6 protein-coding genes are annotated in these 14,174 nt (G+C 73.9%); all 6 read right to left on the reverse strand.

Annotation, left to right across the window (positions count from 1 at the left end):
- Positions 1–2 precede the first annotated feature (2 nt).
- On the reverse strand, positions 3–8,711 hold the full coding sequence (locus AZE13_RS20760) for an SDR family NAD(P)-dependent oxidoreductase (RefSeq protein WP_309302203.1): 8,709 nt from the start codon (positions 8,709–8,711) through the stop codon (positions 3–5).
- A 142-nt stretch (positions 8,712–8,853) separates the two neighbouring features.
- Positions 8,854–9,294, reverse strand: a complete 441-nt coding sequence (gene mce, locus AZE13_RS20765) for a methylmalonyl-CoA epimerase (RefSeq protein ID WP_220127586.1) — start codon at positions 9,292–9,294, stop codon at positions 8,854–8,856.
- Between the two features lie 195 nt (positions 9,295–9,489).
- On the reverse strand, positions 9,490–10,710 hold the full coding sequence (locus tag AZE13_RS20770) for a beta-ketoacyl-[acyl-carrier-protein] synthase family protein (RefSeq protein ID WP_066933906.1): 1,221 nt from the start codon (positions 10,708–10,710) through the stop codon (positions 9,490–9,492).
- Complete coding sequence (locus AZE13_RS20775; protein ID WP_258527898.1) at positions 10,710–10,949, reverse strand: acyl carrier protein; 240 nt, start codon at positions 10,947–10,949, stop codon at positions 10,710–10,712. Before AZE13_RS20775 ends, AZE13_RS20770 begins: the two co-directional genes overlap by 1 nt.
- A gap of 154 nt (positions 10,950–11,103) precedes the next feature.
- Positions 11,104–12,180 carry a beta-ketoacyl-ACP synthase III gene (locus AZE13_RS20780; RefSeq protein WP_079124200.1) on the reverse strand — a complete coding sequence of 359 codons (1,077 nt, stop codon included), beginning with the start codon at positions 12,178–12,180 and terminating at the stop codon, positions 11,104–11,106.
- An 889-nt stretch (positions 12,181–13,069) separates the two neighbouring features.
- Positions 13,070–14,065: a ParB/RepB/Spo0J family partition protein gene (locus tag AZE13_RS35730; protein WP_066933909.1), complete on the reverse strand. Its 996-nt coding sequence runs from the start codon at positions 14,063–14,065 to the stop codon at positions 13,070–13,072.
- Positions 14,066–14,174 lie beyond the last annotated feature (109 nt).

Raw genomic sequence — 14,174 nt, forward strand, 5'->3', positions numbered from 1 at the left:
GCTCAACGCCCTTCGTCGATCTGCTTCGTCTTTGCGAGGAGGAGCGCCTCGATGTCGCTGTCGGAGAGCTCGTCCAGTTCGCTCTCGATGTCGTCAGCGGGCGGCTCGGTGACTGCGGCCTCGGCCGGTGGGTGGGCCGCTTCGGCTTCCAGCGCGATGTCCATGCGCTCGGCGAGGAAGGGCACCAGCACCTCGAGGGTGGGGTAGCGCCAGGTGATGGTGGCGGGCAGCTCGATCTGCAGCGAGGACTCCAGGCGCTTGCGCAGTTCGAGGGAGAGCAGGGAGTCGAAGCCCATGCCGGTGAGCGGCGCGGTGGGGTCGACCCGGTCCGCCTCCAGGCGCAGCACCCGCCCGGCCTCGGCCTGGCAGTGCTGGACGAGGAGGGTGCGGCGGCGCCGTCCGGGCTCCATGGCGAGCAGCTTGCGGCGGATCTCGCCCTGCGGCCGCTGTCCTTCGGCGGCGCCCGCCGCCGGGGTGCCGAGGAGCGAGGTGAGCAGCCCGGAGACCATCCCGCCGTCCGCGGCCTCGCGCAGCCGGTCCCGGTCCAGGGGCAGCACGCCGGCCTGGGCGGTGGGGGTGCGCAGCAGGCGGTCCAGGGCGTCGATGCCGTCCTGGGGGCTCAGGCTGAGGATGCCCCGGGCGGACAGCGCGCCGCCGCGGTCGGGGCGGGCCGCGAGCCCGGCCTCGGCCCAGGGGCCCCAGTTGATGCTGAGCGCGGGCAGGCCGCGGGCGGCCCGGTGCTGGGCGAGGGAGTCCAGGAAGGCGTTGGCGGCGGCGTAGTTGGCCTGGCTGGCCGAGCCGATGACCGAGGCGGCGGAGGAGTACAGGACGAAGAAGTCCAGCTCGCGGTGTTCGGTGGCGCGGTGCAGGTGCCAGGCGCCGGCGGCCTTGGGGGCGGCCACGGTGCGGAAGCGGTCCGCGTCGAGCTGGAGCATCAGGCCGTCGTCGAGGGTGCCCGCCGCGTGGAAGACGCCCGCCAGGGGCGGCATGGTCGCGTCGAGGTCCGCCAGGAGGGCGGTGACGTCCTCCCGGCGGGAGACGTCGGCGGCGCGGACGGCGATCTCGGCGCCCCGGGACCGCAGTTCGTCCAGTGCGCCGGCGGCCTCGGGCGAGGGTCCGCCGCGGCCCACCAGGACGAGGTGGCGGGCCCCCTGGTCGACGAGGTAGCGGGCGGTGTGCAGGCCCAGTGCGCCCAGACCACCGGTGATCAGGTAGGTGGCGGCGGCCCTGACCGGGCCGTGGGAGCGGACGGCGACCGTCTGGGGGGCGTCGTCGTCGGGGCTGAGCACGATCTTGCCGGTGTGCCGGGCCTTGGCCATGTGGGCGAAGGCGTCGGCGGCCTGGGCGTAGCGGAACTCGGTGACCGGCAGGGGGGTGAAGTCGCCGTCGGCGAAGCCGCGTTGCAGGATGCCGAAGAGGTGGGCGATCAGGCGCGGCTGTTCGGCGAAGGAGCGCTCCAGGTCCACGGCGAAGAACGACCGGTTGTGCTTGAGGAAGCCCAGTCCCAGGTGGTTGTTGTCGTAGATGTCCTGCTTGCCGATCTCGACGAACCGGCCGTTGGGGGCCAGCAGTTCCAGGCTGCGGGTGAGCGCCTCGCCGGCGAGGGAGTTGAGGACCACGTCGACGCCGTAGCCGTCGGTCAGTTCGCGGATCTCGTCGGCGAAGCGCAGCGACCGCGAGTCCATGACGTGCGGTACGCCCAGGCCGCGCAGCAGCTCCCGCTTCTCCTCGGTGCCGGCGGTGGCGTAGACCTCGGCGCCGTTGCGGCGGGCGACCTGGAGGGCCGCCAGGCCCACGCCGCCGGTCGCGGAGTGGATGAGCACCTTGTCGCCCTCGCCGAGGTGGGCGAGGTACTCCAGACCGTGGATCGCGGTCAGGAACGCGATGGGCAGGGCGGCCGCCTGGGGGTCGGTCAGGCCCTCGGGCAGGCGGGCCACCAGGGCGGCGGGGGTGGTGGTGCACGCGGCCATGCTGGAGGTGGCGACGGCCATGACCCGGTCGCCGGGCCGCAGGTCCACCCCCTCGCCGACCGCGGTGACCCGGCCGGAGCACTCGCCGCCGAGCGGGACGCTGCCGGAGGGCACCCCGGGGCAGATGTCCATGGCCTTGAGGACGTCGTTGAAGTTCAGCCCGGCGGCCGCGACTTCGATCTCGACCTGTCCGGGGCCGGGCTCCCGGCGCTCCCACAGGGTCGGCGCGAGGCTGTCGAGGAGGCCCGGACGGGTGGCGAGGACGCGGTGGTTGGCGTCGGCGTGCGGGTCGTAGGGGCGCTGCTCCCAGACGTCCTCGTCGTCCTGCTCGGGCGCGTGCCAGGTGTCCAGGCGCGGCAGGAAGCGCTCGCCGTCGCGCAGGGCGAGCTGTTCGTCGTCGCCGGGGCGCAGCAGTTCGCCGAGGAGCCCTGCCGCGTCACCGCCGGCGGCCGGGTCGAGGTCGACGACGGTGGGGCGCAGTTCGGCGTGTTCCAGCCGCAGCACCCGGGCCAGGCCCCACAGGGGCGCCTGGGCGAGGGCGGGCGGAGCGTCCTGCTCGCGGACGCGCTGTGCGCCGCGGGTGGCCAGGACGAGGCGGGGGGCGGCGGCGAAGTCCGCGGCGGCCAGGGCCTGGACGAGGTGGAGCGCGGAGACGCAGCCGCCGTCGCGCGGGGTCCACAGGACCTCGGGCAGGCCCTCGGCAGCCTCCTCGTCCTGCCGGTCCTCCCGGGCGTCCAGCGTCCAGGCGTGGACGACGCCGGCCGGGGCGGAGCGGGCCTCCCCGAGGTCGGCCAGGAGCGCGGTGTAGTGCTCGGGACGCGCGGGGTCGATCTCGTAGTGGTGGCGGTCGAGCCGGTGGTACCGGTCGCCGGGGGTGACGGTGACGGCGGTGCCGCCCGCGGCCCGGACGCGGGCGCGCAGGTCGTCGCCGACGCCGGTGCGGTCGGCGAACAGCAGCCACCAGCCGGTGGCCGGGTCGGCGTGGCCGGTGCCGCTGTCGTCGGCGGCGGGCCGCCAGTGCAGGTCGAGCAGGGCTTCGGTGACGGCGTCCGGCTCCTCGCCCTGGCCGAGGGCCTGGAGGGTGATACCGCCGACCTCGCCGACCCGGGCGCCGGTCGCGTCGAACAGGACGATCTCGCCGTGCACGGTCCCTTCGTCGCCCGGTGCCTCCCGGGTCACGGCGTGCGCCCAGCGCGGGGCGGCGGTACGGGAGGTGAGGGTGAACCGGCCGACGCCGACGGGCAGGTAGGTGGCCGCCCGGCCGAGCGCCGCGGCCAGCGCCTGCAGGCAGCTGTCGAGGAGGGCGGGGTGGACGAGGTAGGGGTCCTTGTCGTCGGTGAGTTCGGGCAGCGGCCGCAGTTCGACGAGGGCCTCGTCACGGCCGCGGCGGATGCCGGTGATGCCCTGGAAGGCGGGTCCGTACCGGAGGGCGGCCCGGTCCAGCGCGGTGTAGTGGTCGCCTGCCGCGACCTGCTCGCCGCAGCGCTCGCGTACCCCGTCGGGGGTGTCCGCGGCGGCGGGCGGGGTGCCGGTGTCGCGTGCGGGCAGGCGGTATCTGCCCTGGGCGGCCTCCTCCCAGTTCTCGGCTTCGGCGGCCTGGCCGCTGCGGCTGAAGAGCCGGAAGGAGCCGGCGTCACCGGTCTCGGGGAACAGGACGAGCTGGAGGGTGGTCTCCTCGGCGGCCTCGGGCACCACCGTCATCCGGCTGAAGCGGACGTCCTCGACGACGGCGCGCTGATCGCCGAGGGTGCGCCGGGCGGCGGCCAGGGCCGCGTCGAGCAGGAAGCTGGCGGGCAGTACGGCGGTGCCGCCCACGCAGTGGTCGCGCAGGTAGGGGAAGCCGTCGAGGTCGATACGGGCGGACCAGTACGAGGCGCGGGGGGCGACGGCGGAACGCACGAAGGTCTCCAGCGCCGGGTGGCCGTGCGGTGCCCGGCCGCGCCGGCGGCCGGGGGTCTCCGGCAGCCAGCAGCGTTCGCGCTGCCACGGGTAGGACGGCAGGGGCTCCATCGGGCCCTCGGCCCCGTACAGGCGGGCCCAGTCCACGGGGTATCCCGCGCTGTACAGGCGGCCGACGGCGTCGAGCAGGGAGTGCCGGCCGGAGGCGTCGCGGCGCAGCGAGGAGACCACCACGCCGTCCGCCTGCTGGGCGGTCAGCCGTTCCGTGACGGCCTCCACGAGCATCGGGTGCGGGGAGATCTCGACGATCGCGTCGTGGCCGGAGTCGGCCAGGGCGGTGACCGCGCGGTCGAAGAGGACCGGCGAGGTGAGGTTGGACGCCCAGTACTCGGCGTCGAGCCGCGTGCCGTCGATCGCTTCGCCGGTGACGGTGGAGAGCATCCCGATCGCCGTCGCGCGGGGGGTGAGGCCGGGCAGCGCCCGCCACAGTTCGCCGGCGACCGGCTCCATCAGCGGGCAGTGGGAGGCGAATTCGACCGACTCCAGGACGCGGCAGAAGACCCCGTCGGCCTCCAGGTCGCGGGCCAGTTCCTCCAGGGCGGCCCGCTCGCCGGAGAACACGGTGGTTCCGGGGCTGTTGGCGGCCGCGATCCATACCGGGGCGGATCCGCGGTCGGCGAGGACCTGCCGGGCCCGGTCGTGGGACAGCGCGGCCATCGCCATCCGGCCGCGTCCGGCGGCCGAGCGCAGCACCCGGCCACGGTGCAGGGCGATGCACAGCGCGTCCTCCAGGCCGAGGGCGCCGGCGATATGGGCGGCGGCGATCTCGCCGACGCTGTGGCCGACGACGGTGGTGGGCTCCACCCCCCAGGACCGCCACAGCGCCGCCAGGGCGATCTGGACCGCGCACAGGGCGGGCTGGCCGACATCGGTGTGCATCAGCCGTGCGCTGTCCCGGTCGGCCGTCAGCTGCACCATCAGGGACCAGTCGGTGTGCTTGCGCAGCAGCGCGTCACAGCGTTCGAGGGCGGCCCGGAACACCGGCTCGGTGGCGAGCAGATCGGCGGCCAGTGGCCACCACAGGGGGCCCTGTCCGGAGAAGACGAAGGCGGTACGGGGGCGGCGGCCGACCCGGCGCGGTCCGGTGGACAGACCGGGGGCCTCCTCGCCGCTGCCGAAGGCGAGCAGGGCGCGGCGCAGATCCTGCGGGGTGTCGCCGACGGCCGTGAGGCGGTGGTCGTGGTGGTCGCGGCGGACCGCGGCGGCGAAGGTGAGGCGCCGCGGTGCGACCGCCGCGGCCGGCCCGACGAGGTGCTCGGCGTAGCGGGCCGCGAGGTCGCGCAGGGCCTCCTGGCTGCGGGCGGACAGCGGCAGCGCGTAGGCGCCCTCGCCGTCGGTCCGCGGGGTGTCGCCGGCGGGCCGTGGTGCCTCCTCGACGACGATGTGGGCGTTGGTGCCGCCGAAGCCGAAGGAGCTGACGCCGGCCAGGGCGGGCCCTTCGGTGTCGGGCCAGGGCTGGAGCGTGTCGGCCACCCGCAGGGCCACTTCGTCGAAGGGGATGTGCGGGTTGGGCTCCTTGTAGTGGAGGCTGGGCGGCACGACCTTGTGGCGCACCATCAGCGCGGCCTTGATCAGTCCGCCGATGCCGGCGGCGGCCTCCATGTGGCCGAGGTTGGACTTGACCGACCCGATCAGGCAGGGCGCGCCGGCGTCCCGGCCGTCGGCGAGCACCGCCGCCAGCGCCTTGGCCTCGATGGGGTCGCCGAGCATGGTGCCGGTGCCGTGAGCCTCGGCGTAGTGCACCGTGCGGGGGTCGACCCCGGCGTTGGCGTAGGCGGCGCGCAGCACCGCTTCCTGGGCCTGCGGGTTGGGAGCCATGATGCCGTTACTGCGGCCGTCCTGGTTGACCGCGCCGCCGCGGATGACGCCGTAGACCGGGTCGCGGTCGGCCAGCGCCCGGCTCAGCGGCTTGAGGACGACGACGCCCGCGCCTTCGGCACGTACGTAGCCGTTGGCGCTCGCGTCGAAGGTCTTGCAGCGGCCGTCGGGGGCCATCGCCCCGGCCTTGCTGAAGTTGATGGCGAACGCCGGGGACAGGATGAGGTTGACACCGCCGGCCAGGGCGACGGAGCAGTCCCCGCGGGCCAGGCTCGCACAGGCCTGGAGCACGGCGACCAGGGACGAGGAGCAGGCGGTGTCCACGGCCATGCTGGGACCGCGCAGGTCGAAGAGGTACGACAGGCGGTTCGCGGCGATGCTCAGCGCGCTGCCGGTGCCGCTGTAGGCGTCGATCCCCTCGAGGTCCTGGAGCTGGAGGTTGGCGTAGTCGAAGGTGGAGATGCCGATGTAGACCCCGGTGCGGGTGCCGGCCAGGCTCCGCGCGGGGATTCCGGCGTCCTCCAGTGCCTCCCAGGCCACCTCGGCCAGCAGCCGCTGCTGGGGGTCCATGCGGGCGGCCTCGCTCGCGGAGATGCCGAAGAAGTGCGGGTCGAACCGGTCGACGCCGTCGAGGAATCCGCCCCAGCGGGTGGTGGTTTTGCCGGGGGCCGCGGGGTCGGGATCGAGGAACTCCTCGACGTCCCAGCGGTCCGCGGGCACCTCGGTCACCGCGTCGCGGCCCTCGCACAGCAGGTCCCAGAAGGACCGGGGGCCGTCGACGCCGCCGGGGAAGCGGCAGCCCATGCCCACGATGGCGATGGGTTCGGCCGGGCCGGGGGTCTGCCGGGCCGGTTGCGCGGCGGCGGTGGCGGTGGCGGCCGTCGGGGCACCGTCCGCCGGGACGGCGGCGGCGTCCGGCGTGGCGCCGTCCGGGGAGTCCAGGAAGCGGGCCAGCGCCTCGATCGTCGGGTACTCCCACAGCACCGTGGTCGGCAGGTCGCGCCCGAGCCACTGCTCCAGCTCGCCGAGCATGGCCACCATATACACCGACTGGAGCCCGTAGCTCGCGATGGGCCGGGTGACGTCCACCTCGCCCACGGGCAGGCCCAGTTGGCCGGCCAGCTGCCCGGTCAGCCACTCCTCGATACGGGCCCGGCCCGGGGACGGCGCGACCGCCGCGGCGGGCTCCGGGTGCGCGGCGCCGTCCGCCGCCTCCGCGTCGAGCGGGGTCAGGTGCCAGGTGGCGACGGTGGGGAGGCTGCCGTCGAGCAAGGAGTCCACACAGGCGGCGCGCTGCAGCTTTCCGCTGGACGTCTTGGGGACCCGGCCGCGCCCGGTCAGGGCGATGTGGTGCACCTGGAGGCCGAACTCGTCGGCGACCTTGGTGCGCAGCGCCGTCATGATGCCCTCGGTGTCGAGGTCCTCCGGCCCGCCGTCGACCTCGTGGACGATCAGCAGCCGTTCCTCGCCGCCGATTTCGCGGGCCCCGGCCACGCCGCAGCCGGCCCGCAGGGCCGGGTGGACGTCCTCCACGGCCCGCTCGATGTCCTGCGGGTAGTGGTTGCGGCCCGCGATGATGATGACGTCCTTGATGCGGCCGGTGACGTGGAGTTCGGCGCCGTCGAGGAAGCCGAGGTCGCCGGTGCGCAGGAAGGGCCCCCGGCCGTCGGCGGTGCGGGCGCCGAAGGTCTCCTCGGTCTCCTGGGGGCGCTGCCAGTAGCCGTGGGCGACGCTGGGGCCGGATACCCAGATCTCGCCGACCCGGCCTTCGGGCAGGGCGGTGCGGGTCGCGGGGTCCACGATGGCGATCTGCTGGCCGTCCAGGGAGCTGCCGCAGCCGACCACCTGCCGGCTGTCCTCGCCGGGGCGGGCGTCGGCGGCGTGGTGCCGGGCGAGCGCATCGGCCGCGAGGTCGCGGACGGCCGGGCGGGCGGTGCGGTCGCCGCCGGAGACGACGAGGGTGGCCTCGGCCAGGCCGTAGGCCGGGTACAGCGCCTCGCGGCGGAATCCGGCCGGGGCGAAGGTCTCGGCGAACCGGTCGAGAGTGGCGCCGCGGACCGGTTCGGCGCCGTTGAGCGCCAGCCGCCAGCGGCTGAGGTCGAGGGTGGCCAGGTCGGCCTCGGAGGCCTTCGCGACGCACAGGTCGTAGGCGAAGTTGGGGGCGCCGCTGAGCGTCGCGCCGTGCTCCGATATCGCCCGCAGCCAGCGGAGCGGGCGCTTGAGGAAGGCGAACGGCGACATGAAGGTCACCGGGTAGCCGCCGAAGGCCGGCGCCAGCAGCCCGAAGATCAGCCCGAGGTCGTGGTACGGCGGCAGCCAGGACACCATGTGGTCGTCGGGGCCGGCCGCGAACAGCCGCTGGTTCTGCTCCCGCAGATTGTGGGCGAGGTTGGCGTGGCCGACCATGACGCCCTTGGGCCGGCTGGTGGAGCCGGAGGTGTACTGGAGGAAGGCCAGGTCCTCCCCCGTGAGGTCCGGGTGCCGCCAGGCGTCCGCGGCGGCGGCCGGGTCCTCGCCGAGGTCGTCGACGCTCAGCCACGTCAGGTCCCCCAGCGCCGGGGCGGACGCGGCGAAGCGGGGCGCCATGGCCACGACCGACGCGGGCGCGAGCACCACCGCGGGCCGTGCGTCCTCGATGATGCCCACGAGCCGGGGCAGGGTCCGCTTGAGGAAGGCCGGGTCCGGCGGGTAGACGGGGACGGCGGTCACGCCCGCGTACAGGCAGGCGAGGAACGACGTCACGTAGTCCAGCCCGGCCGGGCACAGGATCAGGGCGCGCTCCTTGGGCGCCACCCGCTCCTGGAGGGCGGCCGCGAGGGCCCGGATCCTCAGGTCGAGCTGGGCGTTGGTGCTGCTGAGCGGCTCCCCTTCGCCGTTCGCGAGAAAGCGGAAGATCCGCTCCTCGGGGCGCTCTGAAAATACCGCACGGAAATGTTCGACGAGTGTTGCCGATTCCCGGCCCACTGCGGACCCCTTTGCCGATTGCGAGTGAACATGCATGGATTTCTTGGACGCCTTGCCGTGCTTGCCGGATGTCCGGGTGCGCGGCTTCGCGGCGTCTTACCGACGCACCGGAGCGGGTGCCGTCAGGCGGGACCGGGGGAATTCACCGGCCGGCGGCCGGGGCCGGCTCCACCAGCTCGACCAGCAGACCGCCGGCGTCCTTGGGGTTCACGAAGTTGACCCGGGAGCCCGCGGTGCCCCGCCGCGGCGCCTCGTACAGCAGCCGTACCCCGCGCTCGCGCAGCGCGGCGCCGGCCGCCTCGATATCGGTGACGGTGTACGCGACCTGCTGGACCCCGGGGCCCGAGCGGTCCAGGAAGCGCGCGATCGTCGAGGTCGGCGCCAGGGGCGCGAGCAGCTGGACGCAACCGCCCGCCGGGTCGTCCCCGACCGACATCATCGCCTCGCGTACGCCTTGTTCGTGGTTCTCCTCGATATGGACGCAGCGCATGCCGAACACCCGCTGGTAGTACGCGATCGCCTCGTCGAGATCGGCCACGGCCATGCCGATGTGGTCGATGCGCAGCAGGCCGATACTCTGCACGGCTTTTCCGGTCACATCTGTTAAGGCGTCCGTCGTACCGTTCGTTGCACTCATGGGCGGCAGGGGAGTGCGACCCGGTGGCCGTACGCCCCCTCCTCCTTTCTCGCAGGTCTTCTCGTAAGCCTTCTTGTCAGCCTTGTCGCAGGCCTTTTTGCAGTTAGGTGAATTCCGGGGGCCGACCGGTTCCGTGCGCGGTCAGGCCGCGGCGATGGCCAACGTGGCGTTCTGGCCGCCGAATCCACAGGAATTGCTCAGCGCGAGTTCCACCCGGGTTCCGGTACGGGCCCGGGCGACGTCGATGTCCATCCGCGGGTCCAGCCGGGACAGGTTGGCGGTGGGCGGCACCACGCCCTGCTCCACCGCCAGGACGGAGAACGCGGCCTCCACCGCGCCCGCCGCGCCCAGCAGATGCCCCGTCACGCCCTTGGTGGAGGTGACGAGCGGGCGCCCGGTCAGCACCCGGCTCAGCGCCCGTGCCTCGACCAGGTCGTTGAGCGGGGTGGAGGTGCCGTGGGCGTTGACGTGCTGCACATCGGCGGGGTCGGCGCCCGCGTCGGCCAGGGCCGCGCGCAGCGCCTGCTCGACCCCGGCGCCCTCGGGGTGCGGGCTGGTCATGTGGTGGGCGTCCGCGGTCGCACCGTAGCCGACGATCCGGCCCCGCACCCCGGCGCCGCGGGCCCGCGCGTCGGCGGTGCGTTCCAGCACCAGGACGCCCGCGCCCTCGCCCGCGACGAAACCGTCGCGGTCGGCGTCGAAGGGCCGGGAGGCGGCCGACGGGTCGTCCTCGCGCAGGGAGAGCGCTCCCATCTGCGCGAAACCCGCCATCACCAGGGGCGTGATCATCGCCTCGCTGCCGCCCGCCAGGACGACGTCGCACCGGTCCAGCGCGAGCAGGTCGCGTGCCGTGCCGATGGCGGTGGCACCGGACGCGCAGGCCGTCGCGACCACCAGGTTGGGGCCGGTGGCCCCGAACTCCATGGCGGTCTGGCCGGCCAGCATGTTCGGCAGCTGCATGGGCAGCAGCAGCGGGGAGACCTTGGCGGCGCCGCGGTCCCGCAGCACGTCGTGCTGCTGCTCCACCGTGCCCGGCCCGCCGTCGGCACAGCCGAGCACCACCCCGACCCGCGCGCCGTCCCAGGACCGCGGGTCGAGCCCGGAGTCGGCGAGCGCCTCATGGGCGGCCACCAGCGCGAACTGTACGAACCTGTCCAGCCGGTAGGCCCGGCGGGCGCCGAGCAGCCCGTCCGCGTCGAAGCCGGGGACCCGGCACGCGAGCCGTACGGGGTTGCCTTCCAGGGCGGGGTCGAGGGCCGCCGTCGGCAGGCCGTCGCACGCCGCGGCCCAGCTCGGCCCGACGCCGACACCACCGGGGGTGACCAGGCCGATCCCGGTCACCGCGACATCGTTCGCGGACATCAGGCCTTGGTGCTCCGCTCTTCCATGAGGCGGACCATGTCGCTGATGGTCGGCGTCTCCAGCAGCTCGTCGTCACCGATCTGCAGACCGCAGTTCTCCTCCAGCATCAGCGACAGCTCGACCATCGCCAGTGAGTCCAGCTCGATGTCCTCCCACGTCGCCTCGGGCGTGACCTGCTCCTCGGCCACCCGCAGCCTGGTGACCAGGATTTCCTTGAGCTGCTCGAACTGCACGGACACGATGCTTCCTTTCCTCGGGTCCTCTTGGGTTCTCGGCGCCTTGCGGATCAGGGGAGTTGCGGCCCCGGGGCCGCAAGGCGTTGGCGCATGAGGGTCGTCGGGAGGGGCGCCGCCCGGGACGGCGTCCGGCGGGCGGTCCGGCCCGGAGAGCGGTTCACAGGGCCTTCACCTCGGGCCACACCAGCGTGGTCGCGCCCCAGGCCAGCCCCCCGCCGAACGCGGTGAGCAGCACGCGGTGACCGGCCGCCAGCTCACCCGTCGCCGCGGACTGGGCCAGGAGGAGCGGGATCGACGCGCCGCCGGTGTTGCCCACCCGCTCGATGTTGGACAGCTGCCGCTCGGCGGGAATGCCCAGCCGCTCCGCGACGGTGGCGAGAATGCGGGCGTTGGCCTGGTGGGCGGCGAGCCGGTCCACGTCCGCCAGTTGCCATCCCGCGCGTGCGACCGCCTCCCCGGAGGCGGCGAGCATGTGCGTGACCGCGTGCCGGTAGGTGTCGCGGCCGTGCATCCGGAAGAACTCCTCGCCCGGCTCCGGCGCCCGGCCCGAGGAGCGCTGACGGGAGCCGCCCGCGGGGACCTCGATGAGGTGGCTGAGCGTGCCGTCGCTGCCGAGCACGATCGGCCCGAGAGCTCCCGGCTCGTCGGCCGTACCGGCCCGCAGGACCACCGCGCCCGCGCCGTCCGCGAAGATCACGGCGGTGCCGCGGTCCTGCGGGTCGATGAGGGTGGTGAAGGCGTCGGCGGCGATGAGCAGCACCCGGCCGGCGGTTCCGGCGGCGATCAGGCCCGAGGCGGTGGCCAGCCCGTACAGGAAGCCCGAGCAGACGGCGGCGATGTCGTAGGCGGCCACGCCGGCCAGCCCGAGCCGGGCGGCCACGTCCGGCGCGGTGGCCGGGCACGGCTGGTCGGGGGTGGTGGTGGCGAGCACCACGGCGTCCACCCGCGGATCGCCCGCGGAGGTCAGTGCCCGCCGCCCGGCTTCCACGGCCAGGTCGGAGGTCGCGGTTCCGGGGTCGATCATGTGCCGGGTCGCGATGCCGGTCCGGGTGCGGATCCACTCATCGGAGGTGTCCAGCCGCTTCTCCAGGTCCTGGTTGGTCACCACACCGGGCGGCACGTACGACCCGATCCCCTCGATGACCGCGGCGCGTCCTCGTGGCGGGCCGGCCGCGGCATCGGGGAGGTGGTGCGCCAGGACCGGATCCGCTGCCGGGGCCGGGGGTTCAGTCATGTCGCCGGGTTCTCCTTCCTGGTGGGGGCGCCCGGGCTCGCACCGGCCGGGCACGGGGCACGGTCCGGCGAGTGGAGGGCGGTGGGGTGCGGGCACGGCCGGAACCTCGTTCCGGCGCGCCGCGGGGCCAGCCGTCATGGCGGCTGTGGGGGATCAGGGAGTTGGGGAGTCGGGGAGCTGCGGAATCGGGGACTGCGGGATCACGGTGCGAACGTCGCGGAGCGGCGGCGACGGACCGGATACCTGAAGGAGCGCCGGTCAGCCCGGCGGGCGGACCGCTCCGACGGCGTGGCGCGGCGGCACGGGCACGGCCAGGGGGTGACGGGCACCGGTCACGGCAGGCGTCCTGCGGGCGGTGCCGCAACCGAGCGGGCCCATGGACGCCGAGGACACCAGAGGTGCCGAAGATGCCAAGAAGTCTGTATTCCGCCTGACGGAAACCACGTCAATCCCCCGTCGCCGTATCTCGTGCATGCGTTGGCGTAATTCCGCTCAACCAAACGTGTACCGCGTACTCCCACACTTGTACCTACCTCGCATACGAGCAGCAAGCTTCGCCCGTACGGCAGCCGCACACTTGCACACCGTCAACCCGGCTCCGAGCAGGGAAAACGCCAGGCACACCACACTGATCACCGCACGCTGAACACCGCACCCCGCACACCGGACCGGCGCCCCCGCACGTACCGGACCGGCGCGCCGGCAAGGACCGAACCAGCGCCCCGGCAAGTGCGGCGCCCGGCAACTGCGGTGCCCGGCAGGTGCGGTGAAGCGGAAAGCGGCAGAAGGGTGTGGGGCGCACACGACCGCGCGCCCCACACCCTTCTGCCGCTTCTCCCGTGGCTGAACCGCTCCCCGGGAAGCGCCCTGACCGCTCCCCGGGCAGGCTCTAACCCTCCCTCCCCCGCTGCTCCAACTCGGTGGCGAACCGCAGCCACTGCTCGGCGCACCGGCGCGCGGCCCGCACCACGTCGTACGCGCGGTGGGTGGGCACGCCTTCGGCGAGCCACCGCCACTTCTCCGGCTCCAGTGCCTGGGAGCTGAGCAGATGCAGCAGCGTCCGCCCGGAGTCGGTGAAGCGCAGCGCGGGGTCCTTGCGCATGCTCGACAGGATCCCGGAGCCGATGACGGGCGGGGGTTCGGGCGTCCCGCCCTCCTCCTTCGCCTCGTGTGTACCATTGACGTCGGCGTCCCGCCATTCGGCGGCCCGCAGTTTCGGCGGTACGGGATCTTCTCCCATCCGCAGTCTCTTGCGTACGTCCCGGGCGGTGGCCACGGCGATCCCGGCGGCCTCGGCGATCTCCCTCAGGGAGGCTTCGGGACGGCCGGCGATGAACTCACCGGCCCGTCGGCGGGCTTCGGCGGCGTTGAGAGGCCTGACCCGTCCGTCGCGTCCGGTCCGGGTGTTCAACTGACCGGCACCGACAGTTGAACGGGTGCGCAGGGCGCCGACCCCGCTCGGCGAGATGCCGGCGATCTCCGCGATCCGGCGGTCGGACCAGTGCGGGTGGGTACCGATGATGCGCGCGGCGGCCGCGGTGCGGTCGGCCTGCGAAAGCGGTCTGCCGTGCCGGGTGTTGAGTTTGACGGCCAGTACGAAGGCGTCCTCGGGGGAGCCGTCGAAGAACCTCGCCTCGATGTGCTCGTCGCCCCGCAGGAGGGCGGCGCGTACCCGGTGCAGACCATCGATCACGTGCATCGTGGGGCGGTGCACCACGATGGGCGGCAGGGGGATGTCCGTCTCGGCCAGTGCGCGGGAGTGGCGGGGGTCCTCGCCCGCCAGCCGTGGTGAGCCGAAGGACAGCAGCGATCTGACGGACACGATCTCGATGACGTACTGCTGGAGTTCTCTACTGTCCCGAAGCTCCGGGCCTAAAGCGGTCATTCTCCACTGTCCCGAAGCTCCGTGCCTAAACCGGTCAAAAGGTCGGACATCAGTGCTCCCCCTTGGTGCGTCGAGCGATACCCATACTTCAACACACTCATTGATCACG

Origin of the sequence: Streptomyces sp. NBRC 110611 (assembly GCF_001590865.1) — a bacterium.
GTDB lineage: Bacteria > Actinomycetota > Actinomycetes > Streptomycetales > Streptomycetaceae > Streptomyces.

What these genes read in the sequence shown, in the direction of transcription:
- AZE13_RS20770 (WP_066933906.1), bottom strand. Translation starts at nt 10,710, where the DNA reads ATGTCCGCGAACGATGTCGCGGTGACCGGGATCGGCCTGGTCACCCCC.
- AZE13_RS20780 (WP_079124200.1), bottom strand. Translation starts at nt 12,180, where the DNA reads ATGACTGAACCCCCGGCCCCGGCAGCGGATCCGGTCCTGGCGCACCAC.
- AZE13_RS35730 (WP_066933909.1), bottom strand. Translation starts at nt 14,065, where the DNA reads ATGACCGCTTTAGGCCCGGAGCTTCGGGACAGTAGAGAACTCCAGCAG.